We start from the raw sequence: 19,155 nt of genomic DNA, 5'->3' as shown, positions 1-19,155 counted from the left end.
GAAGAACAAGTGACGCAGTGGGGGATCGAGGTCGAGCACCTGCGCAAGGAGTTCGACGGCACGGCAGCCGTGGCGGACGTCTCCTTCACCGTCGGTGCCGGCACCCTGCTCGGCCTGCTCGGGCCGAACGGATCGGGCAAGACCACCATCATCGACTGCCTGACCACCGTGCTGTCCCCCGACGGCGGCCGGGCCGTGGTGGACGGGTACGACGTGGTGCGGGACCCCGCGCAGGTGCGGTCCCGCATCGCTGTCACCGGTCAGTTCGCCGCCCTCGACGAGGTCCTCACCGGACGGGACAACCTCGTCCTGTTCGGCAGGCTGCTCCGGCTCTCCAAGGGGCAGGCCCGGGAACGGGCGGCGGAACTGTTGGACCGGTTCGCCCTCGGCGACGCCGCCGACAAGCCGGTCAGGACGTACTCCGGAGGGATGCGGCGGCGGCTCGACCTGGCGGCCAGCCTGGTGGTGCCGCGTCGCGTGGTCTTCCTCGACGAGCCGACCACCGGCCTCGACCCCCGTAGCCGGGAGGAGCTCTGGCAGACCATCCGGCAGCTGCGCGACGACGGTGCCACGATCCTGCTGACCAGCCAGTACCTCGAAGAGGTCGACCGGCTCGCCGACCGGGTCGTCGTCATCGACGCCGGACGGGTCATCGCCGAGGGCACCGGCGACGAACTCAAGGAGCGCGTCGGCGGTCAGGTGTGCGAGGTGACGGTGCCGAGCACCGGCCGGGAGGCGGCCCGGGACGCGCTCCGGGTCGCCTCCCGGGAGGTCGGCGAGCACGGTGAGCTGCTGGTGGTGCCGGTGACGCACCCCTCGCAGCTGGTCGAGATCGTCCGGCTGCTCGACGACCGGGGCATCGAGATCGAGAACGTGACCCTGCGCAGGCCCAGCCTCGACGAGGTCTTCTTCACCCTGACCGGCGGCGCGGGGGCGGCCCCCGACCGGGACGGGGCTCCCCGGCAGGACCCGACCCCCGACGGGGACGGGGCAGGCCGTGCCGCCGCCGGTGCCGACGGGCGGCGGTCGTGACCACAGCGGCCGGCACCGAGTCGGGGCTGGGGAACCTGCTCGCCCAGGGCGCCGTCCTGGCCGGGCGCAACCTGCGCCACCGGGCCACCGCCGAGATGGCGGTCATGTTCGTGGTCTTCCCGCTGATCTTCGTGTTCGGCTTCCTGCTGCTGTTCGGGCGGCTGTTCGACGCCCGTGGCCTGGACTACGCGCAGTTCCTGCCACCGGCGATCGTCGCCCAGTGGATGTTCACCGTCGCCAACACCTCCGGGGCCGCGTCGGCCGCCGACCGGGCCTCCGGGATGTACCGCAGGTGCCTGGTCATGCCGGTCAACCGCGGCGCGATCGCGCTCGGACGGGTCGCCGGCGAAGCCGTCTGGGCGTTCGTCGCCGCCGTCGTGATCAGCGCGACCGGTCACCTCGCGGGCTTCCGGTTCCACGGCGGGATCGCCGCCACAGTCGGCTTCGTGGCGCTCGCCGTCGCGTTCGCCCTGGTGTTGACCGCCGCGACCACGGCGGTCGGGTTGTCCTCGGGGGACCCGGCCGCCGTCGCCGCCCTGCTCAACCTGCCCTACCTGGCCCTGATCATGTTGTCCACGGCGTTCGTCCCGGCCGACGCGTTCCCCGGGTGGCTCGAACCGGTGATCCGCAACTCCCCGGTCTCCGTCGTCATCGAGGCGTTGCGCTCGTTGGCCTCGGCGACACCGGCGTGGACCGAGGTCCGTGGTGCCCTCGTCTGGGTCGCGGTGCTGGGCGTCGTCTTCGGCGCCGTGGCGGCCCGAACCCTGCGGAGGACGCGATGAGCGTGGTCGTCGAAGCGGCCCTGCTGGCCGGGCGCAACACGCGACGGTTCCTGCACAGCCCCCGACTGCTCGGCGACGCCGTCGCCTTCCCGCTGGTCCTCCTCCTGCTCATGCTGGTGATGTTCGGGGAGGTCGTGTCGGGATCGACGGTGGAGCCCTACATCGCCCGCCTGGCCCCCGGGATCGTCCTGTTCAGCGTCGCGTACAGCTGCGCCGGGAGCGCGGTGGCCCACCACGTGGACCTGCGCGGCGGCCTGCAGGGCCGGCTGCGGACGATGCCCATCTCCCGGGTGTCGCCGCTGCTCGGGCGCATCGGCGGGGACCTGGTCACGTTCACCCTCGTCACGGTGGTCACCGTCGCCGTCGGACACCTGCTCGGGTTCCGGTTCCGGCAGGGTCCCCTGGCGGTGCTCGGGTTCCTCCTCGTCGCGCTCCTGTTCGCGCTGATCTTCCTGTGGGCGGCGCTGCTCGTCGGGGCGACGGTGGGCAGCGTCGAGTCGGCGAACACCGCGATCACCATGCCGGTGACCCTGCTGCTGCTGGTGTCGACCTGCCTGGTCCCGCTGTCGGCGTTCCCCGACTGGGCTCAGCCGGTGATCCGGCTCAACCCGCTCTCCGGTGCCCACTCGGCGCTGCTCGGCCTCTCCTGGGGCGGGCCGGTCCTGGTGCCGGTGTTGCAGACCCTCGGCTGGGCGGTGGCCGCGACGGTCGTCCTGGGGCCGCTGGCCCTGCGACGGAGCCTGCGGTGACCCGCCCCCGGCCCGGCCGCCGTCACCGGCGGACCAGTTCGATCAGTTCGTAGCGCAGTTCGCCGTCGGGATACTCGCCCACCGCCCGGCGACGTGGCTCCAGCCGCCACCCGTGGGCGGCGGCGAGCCGGGTCAACAGCCCGGTGTCGCCGAGGTCGGTGAAGCCGAGCATCACCCGGCCGCCCGGGGCGAGGTGAGCGGCGACGGTACGGAGGAAGGTGTCATGAGTGGTGTAGCCCGGATCGGCGAAGGCGCGGTCCAGCATCGCGTCCGGCGACTCCGGCAGCTCGACGTCGACGAAGTTGGAGTTCCAGAAGACCAGGTCGTAGCGGTCACCGGCGTCGAGCGGCTCGAACACGTCGCCGCACCGGGCGGTGACCTGCCCCGCCACCGCGTGCCGGTCGGCGTTGCGCCGGGTGTTGTCCACCGCCGCCGGGCTGATGTCCAGCGCCGTGACCCGGGCGCAACCGCGCTGCGCCGCCAGCACCGAGATGTAGCCGGTACCGCACCCCACCTCGCAGAACGCTCCGTCGACGGGGTACGGCAGCCACTCGGCGTACAGCGCCGCGGAGGGGGTCAGGTTCGGCGCGTACACCCCCGGGAGCAGGTCCCACTCCTGCCCGAGCAGCCGGAAGGTCTGCGGTTCGACGATGTCGGTGTGCCGTTGACGCAGGCGTCGGACCAGGCCCAGGTCTGTCGATTCCACGGATTGCCCCTTCCTCGGAGAACACAGCGTAAGCACAGGAGGCCCGGACGATGAAAGTCCAGAAGCGGAGCCTGCGTACCCCGGCGACCCGCAACGGTACCGTCGGCACCGAGCCCGACGTCCTCGATCTCACCACAGTGGACGACGATCCGCTGCGCCGGCTGCGGTCCTGGTACGACCAGTGGCGTGCCGGGGGACACGCGGCCCCCGATGCGGCCGTCCTGGCGACCGTCGACCCCCAGGGGCGGCCCGCCGCCCGCCACGTCGACGTCGCCCGCCTCGACGACGGGGTCGTCTTCTTCACCGGACTGCACAGCGCCAAGGCCGTCGACCTGGCCGCCAACCCGAATGCGGAGCTGTGCTTCGGCTGGCTGGCCGCCGGTCGGCAGGTCCGCGTCGGCGGTACCGTCGAACGGCTCGACCCGCTCACCGACGACGACCACTTCAGCCGGTTGCCGCGCCCGGTCCAGGTGCTGGCCTGGGCCAGCGACCAGCGGTCGACCCTGACCGACCGGGACGATCTGCGGACCCGCATCACCGAGGTGGCCGACCGTTTCGCCGGACAGGAGGTGCCGCGCCCCGAGGCCTGGGGCGGCCTGCGGCTCGTCCCCGACCGCGTCGAGTTCTGGCAGGGCCACCCGCACGACGCGCCGGACCGGCTGCGCTACCGCCGCGACGGGGACTCCTGGACCGGGGAACGGGTCTCGCCATGACAGTCCTGGCCGTCCCCGCCGCACCGGCACAGCAACCGCCGTGGCCGGACCCGGAGCACGCCGCCACCGTCCGGGGCCTCCTCGCCGACCGGCCGCCCCTGGTCACCTGGTCCGAGTGCGCGGACCTGCTCACCGCCCTGGCCGCCGCCCACCGGGGGGAACGCCTCGTCGTGCAGGCCGGCGACTGCGCCGAGCGCTTCGCCGACGCCGAGGACGGGCCGGTCACCGCCCGGCTCGACCACCTCGACGCCCTCGCCGACCAGGTACGGGCCGCCACCGGGGCGCCCTGTGTGGCAGTCGGACGGATCGCCGGGCAGTACGCCAAACCCCGCTCCGCACCGACCGAGACCCGGGCCGACGGGGTGGTCCTGCCCGCGTACCGGGGAGACCTGGTCAACGCCCCGGAGCCGACCCCCGAGGTCCGCCGACCCGACCCGGGGCGCATGGTCACCGCCTACGACTGCGCGGCGTTCGTCCTGGCCCACCTCCGGGCCCGCACCGCCGGTCGGCCGCCGCAGGAGAGGCTCCACACCGCCCACGAGGCCCTCGTCGCCGACTACGAGCAGCCCCTGGTCCGGACCCACCGGACCGGCCGGTACGCCTCGTCGGGGCACCTGGTGTGGATCGGCGACCGGACCCGCGACTGCGACGGGTGGCACGTCCACTGGGCGGCGGGGGTGGACAACCCGATCGCGGTGAAGATCGGCCCGTCGACCACCACCTCCGACGCGGTCCGGTTGAGTCGACTGCTCAACCCGGACGGCGTACCGGGGAGGTTGACGTTCGTGGCACGGCTCGGCGCCCGGTACGCGGGTCGGATGCTGCCCGACCTGGTGGCCGAGGTGGCCCGCCGTGGCGCACCGGTGCTCTGGCTCTGCGACCCGATGCACGGCAACACCGTCCGGATGCGCGGCGGGGCGAAGACCCGACCGGTGGAGGCGATCCACGACGAGGTGACCGGGTTCGTCAGGGCGCTGCGGCACCGGCGGCTACCCCCTGGCGGACTGCACCTGGAGGTCGCCCCCGACGAGGTCACCGAGTGTCTGGCCGTTCCGGCCGACGCACCAGCCGTCCCCGACCGGGTGGCCCAGCCGCGCTACACCAGTGCCTGCGACCCGCGCCTGAGCCCCACCCAGGCGCGGGACCTGGTCGCGCACTTCACCCGACTGCTGTGAGACCGGTTGCCGTGAGACCGGTGGCTGTGCACCCGGTTGCTGTGAACCCCCGCGACGACCACCGGACCCGACCCGCTGGAGAGGAGAGCAGCAGGTGACCTTCGAGGGATTCCCCACAGAGGCCTTCGCCTTCTACCGAGACCTGGACGAGGACAACTCCAAGGAGTTCTGGCACGCCAACAAGGACACGTACGACACGTGTGTCCGGGACCCGATGCAGGCCCTCGCCGACCGGCTCGGCGACCGGTTCGGGCAGACGAAGGTGTGGCGACCCCAGCGCGACGTGCGCTTCGCCAAGGACAAGTCGCCGTACAAGACGTACCAGGGGCTGACGGCGGGCTCCGCCGACAGCGTCGGCTACTACCTGCAACTCGACGGACACGGCATCCACCTCGGGGGCGGCTACCACGGGTTGACCTCCGCCCAGGTCGAGCGCTACCGGGAGGCGGTCGACGCGGACCGTTCCGGCAGGAGGCTGGCGGAGATCGTCGACGGCCTGCGTGAGGACGGCTGGCAGATCGTCGGGGAGAGGCTCAAGACCCGCCCGCGCGGTTGCCCCGCCGACCATCCCCGGGTGGAGCTGCTGCGGTTCCGGTCGTTGGGTGCCGAGTCCTACGTGAAGGAGGGCGAAAGCCTCCACGGGGCCTCGGCGGAGAAGGTGGTCCGGGACGGGTGGTCGCAGGTCCGACGCCTGGTCGACTGGCTGGACCGGCACGTGCAGGCGGGAGGGGAGTAGGGATGCTGGAAGGCTGTGTGCCCTGGCCGGAGGAGTTCGCCCGACGCTACCGCGACCGGGGGTACTGGCGTCCGGTCCGCCTCGACGAACCGCTGCGCGAGTGGGCCGCCCGGGACCCCGACCGGGTCGCCATGGTCGAGCCGGACCGGCGGATGACCTACGGGGAACTCGACCGGTGGGTCGACCGGCTCGCCGGGGGACTGCGCACGCTCGGGGTCACCGAGGGCGACCGGGTGGTCGTGCAGCTGCCCAACACGCTGGAGTTCGTCGCGGTGACCTTCGCGCTGTTGCGCCTCGGCGCACCGCCGGTCTTCGCGCTGCCCTCGCACCGCGACAGCGAGCTGCGCCACCTCTGGGAGGCCAGCGGGGCGGTGGCACTGGTCATCCCGGACCGCTACCTCGGCTACGACCACCGGGAGCTGGCCCGGCGGCTGGACCTGCCGGGCCGGATCGTGGTCACCGGGGACGCCGAGGAGTTCCACCCCTTCGACGGCCTCGACGCCGACCCGGTGCCGACCGGCGTCGGTCCGGCCGACGTCGCCCTGTTCCTGCTCTCCGGCGGCACCACCGGCAGACCCAAGCTGATCCCGCGCACCCACGAGGACTACGACTACAACCTGCGGGTGAGCGCCGACAACGCCGGCCTGAGCGAGCGGGACGTCTACCTGGCGGTGCTGCCGGCCGGGCACAACTACGCCCTGGGATGTCCCGGCATCCTCGGCACCCTGCTGGTCGGCGGACGGGTGGTGCTGGCGCCCACGCCGTCGGTCGACGACGCGTTCAGCCTCGTCGAGCGGGAACGGGTCACCGTCACCGGGCTGGTGCCGCCGCTGGCCCTGCTCTGGACGGACCTGGCCGACCTGGCCGACACCGACCTGTCCAGCCTCCGCCTGGTTCAGGTGGGCGGGGCGAAGTTCGGCGCGGAGGCGGCCCGGCGGTTCACCCAGGCCCTGCGCTGCGCGCTGCAGCAGTCCTTCGGCATGGCGGAGGGGCTGCTCAGCCAGTCCGCGCCGGACGACCCGCCGGAGCTCGTCGCGACCACCCAGGGCCGGCCGATCTCCCCGGACGACGAGGTCCGGGTGGTCGACGAGGCCGGTCACGACGTGCCGACCGGCCAGGAGGGGGAGCTGCTGGTCCGGGGTCCCTACACGTTCCGGGGCTACTACCGGGCCGAGGAGCACAACGCCCGGGTGTTCACCCCCGACGGGTTCTTCCGCACCGGGGACGTGGTGCGCCTGCTCGACAGTGGTCACCTCGTCGTCGAGGGGCGGATCAAGGACCAGATCAACAGGGGCGGCGACAAGGTCCCGGCCGAGGAACTGGAGGACCTCGTCGCGGCCCACCCCGCCGTACACGACTGTGCGGTGGTCGGCATGCCCGATCCGGTGCTCGGCGAGCGCACCTGCGCGTTCGTCGTCGCCCACGGCGACCCGCCGCAGCTCGCCGACATCGTCGGCCATCTCCGGGAGCGCGGCGTCGCCGCGTTCAAGCTGCCCGACCGGCTGGAGGTGCTCCCGTCGTTCCCCCGTACCCCCGTCGGCAAGATCGACAAGGTGCGGCTGCGGGAACTCGCCCGGGAGCGTACGACCGCCGAAGCGGCCCGGTGATCGTCGTCGGCGCCGGCCCGACCGGCCTGACCGCCGCGCTCGCCCTACGCCACCACGGGCTGCCGGTGACCCTGCTGGAGGCGGAGCCGCACGATCGGGCCCGCCCCGGGAGCCGGGCGCTGTTCGTGCACGGGCAGACCCTGCGTCGGCTGGCCGCCGTCAGCCCCGCCGTGGCGGATCGGATCGCCGGGCACGGCCTGCTCTGGCGTACCCGGCGGACCCTGCACGGCGGCCGGGAGGTCTACCGGCGCAGCTATCCGCCCCCACCGCCGGGGCGGCCGCCCCCGTTCGTCAGTCTCCGTCAGGTCGACACCGAGCGGTTCCTGCTCGACGCCTGCCTCGACGCCGGGGTCGACGTCCGGTGGGGGTCCCCGGTGACCGGCGTGCGGGCGGACCACGACGGTGTCACGGTCCACACCGCCGACCGGCAGTGGAGGGCACCGTTCGTGGTCGCCGCGGACGGGGCCCGGTCCGCCGTCCGCCGGGCGCTCGGCGTCGCACTGCGGGGTCCCCGACCCGAGGGGTTCCACGTCGTCGTCGACCTCGCCGACGACCCCGACGACCCGGTCCCGCCGGTACGGACGCTGCACTACGAGCATCCGGCGATCGGGCGGCGGACCGTCCTGCAGGTGCCGTTCGCCGGCGGGGGCCAGATCGACCTCCAGTGCCGCGCCGACGACCGGCCGGAGGACTTCGCCACCGTCGAGGCGGCCCGGGACTGGCTGCCGACCGTGGTGCCCGCCCGGTACCGCGACCGGATCCTGTGGGTGGCCCGGTACCGGTTCCAGCAGGTGGTGGCCGACCGGATGGTCGACGCCACCGGCCGGGTGCTGCTGGCCGGGGAGGCCGCCCACCTGTTCCCGCCCTTCGGAGCACGGGGGATGAACAGCGGCATCGCCGACGCGGTCGCCGCCGCCGCGAGCATCGCCGCCGCCGACGGGGCGGGAGCCGACCCGTCGGCGGCGGTGGCCCGCTACGCCGAGCAGCGGCAGCGGGCCGCCCACCACAACCGGGACGCCGCCCGGGCGGCCCTGCGTCACCTGCGTCCCGGTCCGGCGATGCGGCTGCGGCAACGGTGCAGCGCGGTGCTGGCCCCCCGGGTACCGGCGTTGGGACGCTGGCTGGAGACCGCTCCCTACGGTCCCCGGTCCGGGCCGAGCGCCGAGAGCAAGTACTGACGCCGACCGGGTACGGGGGGCACCCGCACCCCGACCGGGGCACACACGTGGTCGCAGGTCCGGGTCGAGGTGACCCCGGGCCCGCGACCACGTCCCCCGTTCGGTGTGGCGGACGGCTCAGTTCCAGCGGAACAGAGCCACTGCCGCCACCGTGCCTGTGACCGCGGTGACCACCAGGACGACCAGGTTCGAGGCGTCGACGGGGGCGCCCGCCCACGCGGCGGAGAGCGCCTCGACCGACGCACCGAAGGGCAGCCACTCACCCACCCGTTCGACGGGCTCCGGGAGGGCGTCGGTGCCGCCGAACATCCCGCCGACCGCCCCGAGGGCGAAGAAACCGACGAGGCCGATCGCGACGGCGGCGTTCGGGGTCGGTGCCACCGAGGCGACCACCATCCCCACCCCGTACATCGCGGCGGTGGCGAGCGCGACGACACCCAGGGCGACGCCGAGGTGGGTCGGCGGGTTCGCCCCGAAGGCGACGACCGCCACCGCGTAGGCCACCCCGACGCCCACCAGCGCCTGGCCCAGGCTGACCATCATCTGCGCCGCCAGCACCATCGCCGGGGAGGCCGGAGTGACGGCGATCCGGCGCAGCACCCCGGTCCGGCGGTAGTAGGCCAGGAAACTCGGCATGTTGATGATGCCGATGGAGGCGATCACGATCGTGAACACCAGCGGCAGGACGTAGACGTCCAAGGCCGACAGGCCGTCGGCGACCTCCTGGTCCCGGGCCGACGACGCGTTCATCACCATGATCAGCAGCGGCAGGGCGACCGGTACGACCAGCCCGGAGGTGTCCCGGGCGACCATCTTCGCCTCGCACCGCACGAGGGTCAGCCAGGCCCGTGCCCCGGGTCGTCGGGCGGTGACCTCGATCATGCGTCCTCCTCCATGGCGAGTTCCCGGCCGGTGAGGGCGACGAACGCCTCCTCCAGACCGTCGGTGCCGGCCTGCCTGACGAGGTCCGCCGGGCTGCCCAGGGCCACCACCCGGCCGGCGTCGATCAGCACGACCCGGTCGCAGAGCCGTTCGACCTCGTCCATCGCGTGACTCACCAGCACCACCGTCTCGTCGCGCAGCGCCTCGATCCCCTGCCACACCCGCCGTCGGGCATGCGGGTCGAGCCCGGTGGTCAGCTCGTCGAGGATCACCACGCGGGGCCGGCCGACCAGGGCCAGGGCGATGGAGAGGCGCTGCTGCTGACCACCGGAGAGCTTCTCGAACCGGGTCCGGGTCTGCCGGCCCAACTCGACCAGGTCGAGCAGTTCGGCCGCGGGACGCGGGTCGGGGTAGAAGCTGGCGAAGAGGTCCACGAGTTCGGCGACGGTCAGCGCGTGGTGCAGGTACGCCTGCTGCAACTGCACCCCCAGCACCTGCCGGACGGCGGCCCGGTCCCGACGAGGGTCCAGGCCGAGCACCCGTACCCGCCCCCGGTCCGGTTTGCGTAGACCGGCGATCAGCTCCACCGTCGTGGTCTTCCCAGCTCCGTTGGCCCCGAGGACGCCCAGCACCTCACCGGGCTCGACCCGGAGGCTCACGTCGTCCACGGCGACCACGTCTCCGTACCGTTTGTGCAGGTGCTCGACCTCGATGGCGGGTTCGCTCATACCTGTCATCGTGGGCGACGCGCCCGGCCCGGCGCCTGTGCCGACGGTCAGTGACACCGACCATGACTTTCGGCACCCGGCCCGCCGGGAAACGGCCGGTAGGTTGGACCGATGCGCCGGATGGGACTCGACGAGTGGTCGGGCGTGGCGATGCTCGTGGTCTGCGCGGGCGCTGCCGTCCCCGTCGTGTTCGGCCTCGTCGAACCGACGGTGCCCCGGGCGGTGTGGGTGGTGCTGTACCTGATCACCCTGACGGGGGCGCTCGCCGCCGTCGCGGACGTCGGCCACCCCCCGGTCGTCCGGCAGGCGGCCTACGGCGCGGCGGTGGTGGCCGGCTGGGGCGTGGTCCTCACCGCCCCGCGCGCCGGTCTCCTGCCGATCCTGCTGGTCGTGGTCGCCGCCCTCGGTCCCGAGGTCGTCCGGATGCCTGTCAACGTCGTGGTGGTGGCCCTGAACACCGTCGTGATCGGCCTGGCCAACGCCCGGGTCCACGACCTGTCCCTCGAGGTGTTCTTCTCCGCCGGGTTCTACGCCCTGATCCAACTCGCCACGGTGTTCAGCCTGACCGCGATCCGCCGGGAGAAGGAGCTACGGCGACAGCTCGCCCGCGCCCACGTCGACCTCCAGGCGGCGAGCGTGCTGCTGGCCGGCTCCGCCCGGACCGCCGAACGCCTGCGCATCTCCCGCGAGCTGCACGACCTCATCGGCCATCAACTCACCGTCCTGACCCTGGAGCTGGAGGCCGCCCGGCACCGTCGGGGCGACGCGGTACGCGAACACGTCGAGCGGGCCGACCGGGTGGCCCGCGCCGTGCTCGCCGACGTCCGTACCACTGTCGGGGCGTTGCGGGCCGGTCCCGCCACCGACCTCGCCGAGGCGCTGCGCGAGGTGGGCCGCGACGTCCCGGGGCTGGACGTCGCTGTCGAGGTCGGCGACGACGTGGTCGCCGACGAGGAGCAGACCGCAGCCCTGGTCCGGACCGTGCAGGAGGTGGTGACCAACACCCTGCGGCACGCCGAGGCCCGCGAGCTGTGGGTGGACGTCGGGTGCGACGGCGAGTCGATCCGGCTGACCGCGAGCGACGACGGGCGGGGCGCCCCCGAGGTGGTCCCGGGCAACGGGCTGCGCGGCATCGCGGAGCGGTGCGCCGCCCTCGGCGGTGACGTCTCCTACGACGGCCGGTCGGGCTTCCGGGTCAGCGTCCGGGTGCCCGTCCGGTGACGCGCGTGGTGGTGGTCGACGACCAGACCCTGGTCCGGCAGGGCATCCGCACCCTGCTCGACATGGCCGGCATCACCGTCGTGGGGGAGGCCGACGACGGGGCGGCCGCCCTGGACGTGATCGCCGACACCGGACCCGACGTGGTCCTGCTCGACCTGCGGATGCCGCACCGGGACGGGATCTGGGCGCTGCAGCGGCTGCGCGAGCGCGGCGACGACGTACCGGTGCTCGTCCTGACCACCTTCGACGACGACACCCTGGTCCTCGACGCGCTCCGCGCCGGAGCCCGGGGATACCTGCTCAAGGACGTCACCCTGGAGCAGCTCACCCGGGCCGTCGAGACGCTGGCGGCGGGCGGGACCCTCATCGCCGCGTCGATCACCGACCGGCTGCTCCGGGCGATCCGGGGTACGCCGTGGCCCGCCGGTGTCCACGCCCCGCCCCCGCAGGAGCTGACCGGGCGTGAGCTGGAGGTGCTGCGGCTGGTGGCCGGCGGGTACACCAACCGGGAGATCGCCGGGATGCTGTTCCTCGCCGAGGGGACGGTGAAGAACCACGTGTCCACGATCCTGCTGAAGCTGGGGGCCCGGGACCGGACGAACGCGGTCCTGCGGGCGCTGCACGAGGGCATCCTGCGGTGAGGCGGTGGGGCACCGCCCCACGGAGAACACCGCACCGGACCGTCACCCGTCGCCTGACCGGTCGGACCCCTGCGTCACCACCACCGTTGACGGGGCGGGCGGACCGTCACCTCGCCGAAGATCACCCGGCACCGGACCTCGACCACCGGGGCACCCGCCACGTACGGACCCCGCATCTTGGACTTCTTGTCCCCGAAGACGGCGCTGCCGGTGAGTCGGACCTCGGTGCCCTCCGGCACGACGACGACCACGCTGCCGAAGATCGCCTCCGCGTCGATCCGGGTCACCGGTCGGAGGTTGGGGATCTCGTGGAGCTCGATCCGGCAGTCGCCGAACACCGCCCGGGCCTCGATGTGCTCCGGCGCCGCCCACGCGCCCTTACGCACCTCGCTGCCGAAGATCGCCTTGAGCTGTTCCTGGGGCGGGGAGACGACCTCGGCCGAGGGGCGACCGGGGGCGTTGGGCAGGTCCACCGTCACCGTCGCCAACTCGCCCCGGGTCAGCGAGGCGTGCGCGGTGCCTACCCGCTCCTCGTACTCGGCGAGGGTGAGTCGCCCCTCGCTCACCGCCTGACCGAGCAGCGCCACGACCTCCTCCCGCTCCCGGTCGGAGACGCGCAGCCGGTCGATCTCGTTGTGCCGTTCCTGCTCCACGCCCAGAGCCTAGCCGCGCCGGACCAGCCGTGGGCACCGTGCTCGGCCCGATCGGGTGCCACGGGGGTGCCCCCGGGACCCGGTCGTGTCGGACCCTCGCGGGCGGTCCGGAGCGAGTGATGTTCGCCGCACAGCATTCGATCATTGGTGGAAGGGGCGCGGAGTGGATAGCTTCGAGCATCGAGGGGTCGGTCGATGGGCGGAGGTTGGATGACGGACGGCAATGCTGACTATCGCTACGGGAACACAGCGGTACTGTCAGTGACGGCCCTGGAGGCACCGGTCGTCGTGACCTCCGATCACTTCGACGACGAGTTGAGTGAGACCCTCCGGCGGCTGCGGCTGCGCCGGGGGATGCTCCAGGGCGTCGCGGGCGTCCAGGAGCGGCGGTGGTGGCCCGAGGGGTTCAGCTTCGCCGACGCGGCGGCCGAGGCCGGGGCGAAGGCGCTCTCGGAGGCCGGCGTCGACCCCAGGGACGTCGGACTGTTGATCAACACGTCGGTGTCCAGGGCCAACCTGGAGCCCTCGACGGCGGCGGGGATCCACCACAGCCTGCAACTGCCGCCGTCGGCGCTGAACTTCGACATCGCCAACGCCTGCCTCGGGTTCGTCAACGGGATGCAGGTCGCCGCCAACATGATCGACGCCGGGCAGATCCGGTACGCGTTGATCGTGGCGGGGGAGTGCGCCCGGCAGGCCCAACGGGCCACACTCGACCGGCTGCGCCGCCCGGACGCCACCCGTGCCGACGTCCGGGACCAGTTCGCCACCCTGACCCTCGGGTCGGGCGCCGCGGCGATGGTGCTGGCCGCAGCGGACACCCACCCGCAGGGACACCGACTGGTCGGCGGGGTGAGCCGGGCGGCGACCCGACACCACGAGCTGTGCGTCGGGGACAACACCAGGATGCAGACCGACGCCAAGGGGCTGCTCGACGCCGGCCTGGAACTGGCGGAGGCGACCTGGGCCCGCGCCGGGGCGTGGGACTGGCAGGACATGGACCTGTACGTGATGCACCAGGTCTCGGTCGCCCACACCCGAGGCGTCGTCGACCGGCTCGGGCTCGACCCGCGCCGGGTGCCCTCGACCTTCCCGCTGCTGGGCAACGTCGGACCGGCGTCACTGCCGCTGACCCTGGCACACCACGCGGACACCCTCAGCCCCGGAGACCGGGTGCTGTGCATGGGAGTCGGCTCCGGCCTGAACACCTGCGCCCTGGAGATCGCGTGGTGAGCGTCGACCCGCAGACCCTGCCCGGCCTGGACCGGGCCTGGTCCCGGTCGGTGACGGCGGTGGACACCCAGGGCGTACGCCGTACCTGGCACGTCCTGGACAGCGCCGCACCGCACGACGGCGACCAGACCCGGTACGCCGGGACCCTGCTCTGCGTGCACGGCAACCCGACCTGGTCGTACCTGTGGCGGCACCTGCTGGCCCACTTCTCCCGGCCCGGGGCCCTCCCGTGGCGGGTGGTCGCCGTCGACCACCTGGACATGGGGTTCTCCGAGCGCACCGGAACCGTCCGTCGGCTGCGCCAGCGCGTCGACGACCTCGGCACCGTCACCGACGCCCTCGGCCTGACCGGGCCGGTGGTGACCGTCGGGCACGACTGGGGCGGGGCCATCTCGCTGGGCTGGGCGCTGCGCCACCGCGAGCAGCTGCACGGCGTGGTGTTGACGAACACGGCGGTGCACCAGCCGGCCGGCTCGTCGGCGCCGACGGTGATCCGGCTGGCCGGGCTCCCCGGGATCCTGCCGACGGTGACCGTCACCACGCCCACCTTCATCCAGGCGACCCTGGCCCTGGCCGATCCGCGACTGCCCGACCCGGTCCGGTCCGCATACCTCGCGCCGTACCGGACGTCGCACAGCCGGGCGGCCGTCGGCGACTTCGTGGCGGACATTCCGCTCACCCCCGCCCACCCCAGCTGGACGGCCCTGCAGGAGATCGCCCAGAACCTCGACCGGCTGGCCGACGTGCCCACCCTGCTGCTGTGGGGGCCCCGCGACCCGGTCTTCGGCGACGCGCACCTACGGGACCTGCGCGCCCGACTGCCGCACGCCCGGCTGCACCGGTTCGAGGGCGCGGGCCACCTGCTCGCCGAGGACGCCGATGTCGCCGGGGCGGTCGCCCAGTGGCTGACCGACCTGGACCGGCCGACGGCTCCGGCGACCCCGACGCCCGAGCCCACCCCGGCCTGGCGTCCCCTCTGGGCGGCCCTCGAGGAACGCGCCGGCGACCGGTCGGTGGCCCTGGTGGAGCTGGCCGGCGGCGGTCGACGGGTCAGCTGGTCGCTGCTGTGGCGGCGGATCCGACAGATCGCGGCGGGGCTGTCCGCCTCCGGCGTCCGCCGCGGCGACCGGGTGGCCCTCCTCGTGCCGCCCGGCGCCGACCTGACCGCCGCCGTCTACGCCTGCCTGCGGATCGGCGCGGTGATCGTGGTCGCCGACCCGGGTCTCGGGTTGGCCGGCATGAACCGGGCGCTGCGCAGCGCCGCCCCCTCGCACCTGATCGCTGTCGGCCGGGGCCTGGCCGCCGCCCGGGTCCTGCGCTGGCCGGTACGGCGCATCGGCGCGGGCCCGGCGGCCGCCGCCCTCGGCGCGTCGACCCTGGGACGCCTCGCCCGCCTCGGCGCGGCCGGTGACCAGGAGCCGCCCGCCGCCCCCCACCCGGACGACGACGCGGCGGTGCTGTTCACCTCCGGGTCCACCGGACCGGCCAAGGGCGCCGTCTACACCCACCGCCAACTGGCCGCGATGCGGGACGCCCTGGTCGAGTTGGGGCTGACGTCGGACGGCGCGGTGGTGGCGGCGTTCGCCCCGTTCGCGCTCTTCGGCCCGGCCCTCGGTGCCGCGTCGGCGATCCCGGACATGCAGGTCACCGCCGCCCGGACCCTGACCGCCACCGCGCTGGCCGAGGCGGTGGCCGCCGTCGACGCGTCGGCGGTGTTCGCCTCCCCGGCCGCGTTGCGCAACGTGGTCGACACCGGTCCCGCCCTCGACGACCGGCAGCGCGCCGCGTTGGCCGGGGTCACCTCGCTGTTCAGCGCGGGCGCCCCGGTGCCGGCGGCCCTCCTGACCCGGATGCGGGAGTTGCTGCCGAAGGCCCAGCCGCACACCCCGTACGGGATGACCGAGGTCCTCCCGGTCACCGACGTCACGCTCGACGAGATCGTCGACGTCGGACCGGGCGACGGGGTCTGCGTGGGTCGGCCGCTGCCCGGGGTGCGGGTGGCGATCGCCGCCCTGGACCCGGCCGGTGTGCCCGCCGAGGAACCCGACCCGACCCCGGAGGTCACCGGGGAGATCATGGTCGGCGCGGCGCACGTGAAGGACCGTTACGACGCCCTGTGGCTGACCGAGCGGCAGTCCTCCCGTAACCCGGGTTGGCACCGTACCGGCGACGTCGGATACCTGGACCGCGACGGTCGGCTGTGGGTCCAGGGCCGCCTGGCCCACGTCCTGGTCACCGCCGAGGGTGTGCTCACCCCCGTCGGGCTCGAACAGCAGGTCGAGTCGCTGCCAGAGATCGCCCGCGCCGCGGTGGTCGGGGTGGGGCCGCAGGGGGTGGAGCAGGTGGTGGTCGTCGCCGAGACCCTGCCCGGGGCGCGCCGTGCCGCACTGGCCGACCCGGAGCTGACCGACGCGGTACGCGCTGTCGTGGCCCCACCGGTCGCTGCCGTGCTCGTCGTCCCCGCCCTCCCCACCGACATCCGCCACAACTCGAAGATCGACCGGACCCGACTGAGCCGGTGGGCGCAGCGGGTGCTGGCCGGGGAAGGGTTCGGCGGACTGTGAGGGTCCTCGTCACCGGTGCCAGCGGCATGCTCGGCGGTGCCGTCGCCGCCACTCTCGCCGGTCGGGGTGACAGCGTCCGCGTCCTGCAACGCCGCCCCAGCGACCTGCCCGGCGTCGACGAGCGGCGGGGCGACGTCACCGACGCGGCGACGGTCCGCGCCGCCGTCGACGGGGTCGACGCCGTGGTGCACCTGGCCGCGAAGGTGTCGATGACCGGTCGGTGGCCGCAGTTCGAGCAGACGAACATCGGTGGTACGGCGACGGTGCTCGACGCCGCCCGGGCCGCCGGGGTGACCCGGTTCGTGCAGGTCTCCTCCCCGTCGGTGGCCCACCACGGCGTCGGCCTGGTCGGCGCGGGTGCCGACCCGGCCGACCCCCGGCGGGCCCGGGGCCACTACGCCCGGAGCAAGGCCGCCGCGGAACTGCTCGCGCTGGCCGCCGACGCCCCCGACCTCGCCGTGGTGGCGGTCCGCCCGCACCTGGTCTGGGGGCCGGGTGACACCCAACTGGTCGCCCGCATCGTCGAGCGGGCCCGATCCGGGCGGCTCGCCCTGGTCGGGTGGGGCACCGCCCTGATCGACACGACGTACGTGACGAACGCGGCCGAGGCCATCGTCGCCGCCCTGGACCGGGCGCCCGAGGCCGACGTCCGCGCACGGGCGTTCGTGGTGACCAACGGGGAGCCCCGGACGGTGGCGGAACTGGTCACCCGGATCTGCGCCGCCGCCGGGGCGCCGCCGCCGAGGCTGCGGGTGCCGGTGGCCGCCGCGAAGGCCGGTGGTTCCCTGGTGGAACGGGCCTGGTCGCGGCTGCGACGTACCGACGAGCCCCCGATGACCCGTTTCCTGGCCGAGCAGCTGTCCACCGCGCACTGGTTCGACCAACGCCGGACGAGGGCCGCGTTGCGCTGGACCCCGCAGGTCGACCTGGACGAGGGGTTCGCCCGGCTGGCCGCCGCCCACCGGTAGGGCACCGCGCGGCACCGACGCGACCGTCCCGAACCGGCGGTGGGGTGCCTGGCGGCACCCCACCGTGACCGTCACGCGCCGGTGGCGGTCACCAGGCGCAGGGGACGTAGTCCTTGAGGAAGCAGCCGTACAGGTCCTCGCCCCGCTCGCCCCGCACGATCGGGTCGTACACCCGGGCCGCGCCGTCGACCAGGTCCAGGGGGGCGTGGAATCCGGCGTCGGCCAGCCGCATCTTCGTCGGGTGGGGCCGCTCGTCGGTGATCCAGCCGGTGTCGACGCTCGTCATCAGGATGCCGTCGGTGAGCATCTCCTGGGCGCTGGTGCGGGTCAGCATGTTCAACGCGGCCTTGGCCATGTTCGTGTGGGGGTGCCCGGGGCCCTTGTAGCCGCGACCGAACTGTCCCTCCATGGCGGAGACGTTCACCACGTACTTGCGGCGGGCCGAGGCGGCGGCCATCGCCGGCCGGAGCCGACTGACCAGGACGAACGGCGCGGTGACGTTGCAGAGCTGCACCTCGAGCAGCTCGACCGGGTCCACCTCGTGTACGCGCTGCACCCAGCTGTTGACCGGGTCGAGGTCCGGTACGAGACCGCCGGCGTCGATGGCGGTGGCCGCCGCGATCCGTTCCGGGGAGGCGGATCCGCTGGTCAACGCCAGGGCGGTGAGCGCGTGCGGGGTGAGCTGGACCGGCGGGGGCGACGCGGTCAGGCTGCCGGCCGTCTCACCCCGGCCCGGGGTGGCGGCGAAGGTGACCACGTCGGGAAGGGGACCCTCGGGCAGGGCCGCCGTCTCGGCGGCGACGAGGTGGGCGTACGCCTGGGGGCTGCGGCGGACCGTCTGCGCCGCGTTGTTGATCAGGATGTCGAGTGGTCCCTGGGCGCTGACCGAGTCGGCCAGGGCGATCACCTGGGCGGGGTCGCGCAGGTCGATCCCGACGACGCGCAGCCGGTGCAGCCAGTCCGCGCTGTCGGGCATCGCGGCGAAGCGGCGGACCGCGTCGTGCGGGAAGCGGGTGGTCACGGTGGTGTGCGCGCCGTCGCGTAGCAGCCGCAGCGCGATGTACATGCCGATCTTCGCCCGGCCCCCGGTGAGCAGCGCCCGTCGGCCGGTCAGGTCGGTACGGGCGTCGCGGCGTTCCCGGTTCACGGCGGCGCAGGTGGGGCAGAGCTGGTGGTAGAAGGCGTCCACCTCGCGGTAGCGCTGTTTGCAGACGTAGCAGCCACGTGGCTGGTGCAGGACACCGGCGGTGGTGCCGGTGGTGGGGGAGGCGAGCGGGATGCCCTGGGTCTCGTCGTCGATGCGGCCCGGTGCGCCGGTGGCGGTGGCGGCGGTCACGGCGAGGTCGGCGGTCAGGATCTCCTCCCGACGTCGCGTCCGCCGCTGCTGCTTGATCGTCTTGTAGAGCCCGGCGGTGGCCCGCTGGACCCGTACCACGTCCGGGTGGTCGGGAGGCAGGTCCGCCAGGTCCTCGATGACGCGCAGGCAGGTCTCCAGCCGGCTCTGGTCGATGCCGTCGGGGCCGCCGTCGAGGGTGTTGTCCGCTGTCATGCCGCTGATGTCCCGATCCCGTCCCTGCGCCGGGGTTG

The 19,155-nt window shown here is 73.8% G+C and carries 18 protein-coding genes; 13 read left to right on the top strand and 5 right to left on the bottom strand.

The features are described from left to right. The first annotated feature begins 9 nt into the window (after positions 1-9). Genes WHN02_RS19360 through WHN02_RS19350 form a run of 3 tightly spaced genes read left to right on the top strand, consistent with a single transcriptional unit; the run spans position 10 to position 2,563 of the window. The gene (locus tag WHN02_RS19360) at positions 10-1,032 is read left to right on the top strand and encodes an ATP-binding cassette domain-containing protein (RefSeq protein WP_434740120.1); all 1,023 of its coding nucleotides are present in this window, start codon (positions 10-12) and stop codon (positions 1,030-1,032) included. Then, the gene (locus WHN02_RS19355) at positions 1,029-1,814 is read left to right on the top strand and encodes an ABC transporter permease (protein ID WP_434740119.1); all 786 of its coding nucleotides are present in this window, start codon (positions 1,029-1,031) and stop codon (positions 1,812-1,814) included. The genes WHN02_RS19360 and WHN02_RS19355 overlap by 4 nt, the downstream gene beginning before the upstream one ends. Further along, positions 1,811-2,563 carry an ABC transporter permease gene (locus WHN02_RS19350; protein WP_434740118.1) on the top strand — a complete coding sequence of 251 codons (753 nt, stop codon included), beginning with the start codon at positions 1,811-1,813 and terminating at the stop codon, positions 2,561-2,563. Before WHN02_RS19355 ends, WHN02_RS19350 begins: the two co-directional genes overlap by 4 nt. Before the next feature lie 22 nt (positions 2,564-2,585). Here WHN02_RS19350 and WHN02_RS19345 read toward each other — a convergent pair whose 3' ends face one another. After that, entirely contained in the window at positions 2,586-3,269 is a 684-nt protein-coding gene (locus tag WHN02_RS19345) for a methyltransferase domain-containing protein (RefSeq protein WP_434740117.1), read from the bottom strand. A 50-nt stretch (positions 3,270-3,319) separates the two neighbouring features. On the opposite strand from WHN02_RS19345, the gene WHN02_RS19340 reads away from it, so the two are divergent. The 5 genes from WHN02_RS19340 (at position 3,320) to WHN02_RS19320 (ending at position 8,678) form a co-directional block, all read left to right on the top strand. Then, a complete protein-coding gene (locus WHN02_RS19340; RefSeq protein WP_434740116.1) occupies positions 3,320-3,982 on the top strand; it encodes a pyridoxine/pyridoxamine 5'-phosphate oxidase in 663 nt (220 codons plus the stop codon). Further along, positions 3,979-5,157, top strand: coding sequence for a 3-deoxy-7-phosphoheptulonate synthase (locus tag WHN02_RS19335; RefSeq protein ID WP_434740115.1), 1,179 nt, complete (start codon positions 3,979-3,981; stop codon positions 5,155-5,157). The genes WHN02_RS19340 and WHN02_RS19335 overlap by 4 nt, the downstream gene beginning before the upstream one ends. A gap of 94 nt (positions 5,158-5,251) precedes the next feature. Beyond that, complete coding sequence (locus tag WHN02_RS19330; RefSeq protein WP_434740114.1) at positions 5,252-5,893, top strand: DUF2461 domain-containing protein; 642 nt, start codon at positions 5,252-5,254, stop codon at positions 5,891-5,893. A gap of 2 nt (positions 5,894-5,895) precedes the next feature. Further along, positions 5,896-7,500: a (2,3-dihydroxybenzoyl)adenylate synthase gene (locus WHN02_RS19325; RefSeq protein WP_434740113.1), complete on the top strand. Its 1,605-nt coding sequence runs from the start codon at positions 5,896-5,898 to the stop codon at positions 7,498-7,500. Further along, positions 7,497-8,678: an FAD-dependent oxidoreductase gene (locus WHN02_RS19320; protein ID WP_434740112.1), complete on the top strand. Its 1,182-nt coding sequence runs from the start codon at positions 7,497-7,499 to the stop codon at positions 8,676-8,678. The genes WHN02_RS19325 and WHN02_RS19320 overlap by 4 nt, the downstream gene beginning before the upstream one ends. A 117-nt stretch (positions 8,679-8,795) precedes the next feature. On the opposite strand, the gene WHN02_RS19315 is transcribed toward WHN02_RS19320, so the two are convergent. Together WHN02_RS19315 and WHN02_RS19310 are read right to left on the bottom strand one after the other, a co-directional pair. After that, on the bottom strand, positions 8,796-9,560 hold the full coding sequence (locus WHN02_RS19315) for an ABC transporter permease (RefSeq protein WP_434740111.1): 765 nt from the start codon (positions 9,558-9,560) through the stop codon (positions 8,796-8,798). Beyond that, the gene (locus tag WHN02_RS19310) at positions 9,557-10,288 is read right to left on the bottom strand and encodes an ABC transporter ATP-binding protein (RefSeq protein ID WP_434740110.1); all 732 of its coding nucleotides are present in this window, start codon (positions 10,286-10,288) and stop codon (positions 9,557-9,559) included. Before WHN02_RS19310 ends, WHN02_RS19315 begins: the two co-directional genes overlap by 4 nt. A gap of 111 nt (positions 10,289-10,399) precedes the next feature. Here WHN02_RS19310 and WHN02_RS19305 point away from each other — a divergent pair, with 111 nt between their 5' ends. Both WHN02_RS19305 and WHN02_RS19300 read left to right on the top strand, forming a co-directional pair. Then, positions 10,400-11,509, top strand: a complete 1,110-nt coding sequence (locus WHN02_RS19305; RefSeq protein WP_434740109.1) for a sensor histidine kinase — start codon at positions 10,400-10,402, stop codon at positions 11,507-11,509. Next, positions 11,506-12,150 (top strand): response regulator, encoded by a 645-nt coding sequence (locus WHN02_RS19300; protein ID WP_434740108.1) that lies wholly within the window; start codon positions 11,506-11,508, stop codon positions 12,148-12,150. Before WHN02_RS19305 ends, WHN02_RS19300 begins: the two co-directional genes overlap by 4 nt. 74 nt (positions 12,151-12,224) lie before the next feature. Here the strand turns inward: WHN02_RS19300 and WHN02_RS19295 are convergent, their stop codons facing one another. After that, a complete protein-coding gene (locus tag WHN02_RS19295) occupies positions 12,225-12,803 on the bottom strand; it encodes a DUF1707 domain-containing protein (protein ID WP_434740107.1) in 579 nt (192 codons plus the stop codon). Positions 12,804-13,091: 288 nt separating this feature from the next. Between WHN02_RS19295 and WHN02_RS19290 the strand changes: the two genes are divergently transcribed. Genes WHN02_RS19290 through WHN02_RS19280 form a run of 3 tightly spaced genes read left to right on the top strand, consistent with a single transcriptional unit; the run spans position 13,092 to position 17,568 of the window. Further along, positions 13,092-14,036 carry a 3-oxoacyl-ACP synthase III gene (locus WHN02_RS19290; RefSeq protein ID WP_434740106.1) on the top strand — a complete coding sequence of 315 codons (945 nt, stop codon included), beginning with the start codon at positions 13,092-13,094 and terminating at the stop codon, positions 14,034-14,036. After that, positions 14,030-16,600: an alpha/beta fold hydrolase gene (locus WHN02_RS19285; protein ID WP_434740105.1), complete on the top strand. Its 2,571-nt coding sequence runs from the start codon at positions 14,030-14,032 to the stop codon at positions 16,598-16,600. Before WHN02_RS19290 ends, WHN02_RS19285 begins: the two co-directional genes overlap by 7 nt. Further along, complete coding sequence (locus WHN02_RS19280; protein WP_434740104.1) at positions 16,597-17,568, top strand: NAD-dependent epimerase/dehydratase family protein; 972 nt, start codon at positions 16,597-16,599, stop codon at positions 17,566-17,568. Before WHN02_RS19285 ends, WHN02_RS19280 begins: the two co-directional genes overlap by 4 nt. Before the next feature lie 88 nt (positions 17,569-17,656). On the opposite strand, the gene WHN02_RS19275 is transcribed toward WHN02_RS19280, so the two are convergent. Then, positions 17,657-19,117 carry an SDR family NAD(P)-dependent oxidoreductase gene (locus WHN02_RS19275; RefSeq protein WP_434740103.1) on the bottom strand — a complete coding sequence of 487 codons (1,461 nt, stop codon included), beginning with the start codon at positions 19,115-19,117 and terminating at the stop codon, positions 17,657-17,659. Between the last annotated feature and the right edge of the window lie 38 nt (positions 19,118-19,155).

This window comes from Micromonospora sp. SH-82 (assembly GCF_051132485.1).
In the GTDB taxonomy this organism is placed as follows: Bacteria; Actinomycetota; Actinomycetes; order Mycobacteriales; family Micromonosporaceae; genus Micromonospora.
Note: the sequence above shows the minus strand (reverse complement) of the source record. Positions and strands in the feature narration are given on the sequence as shown.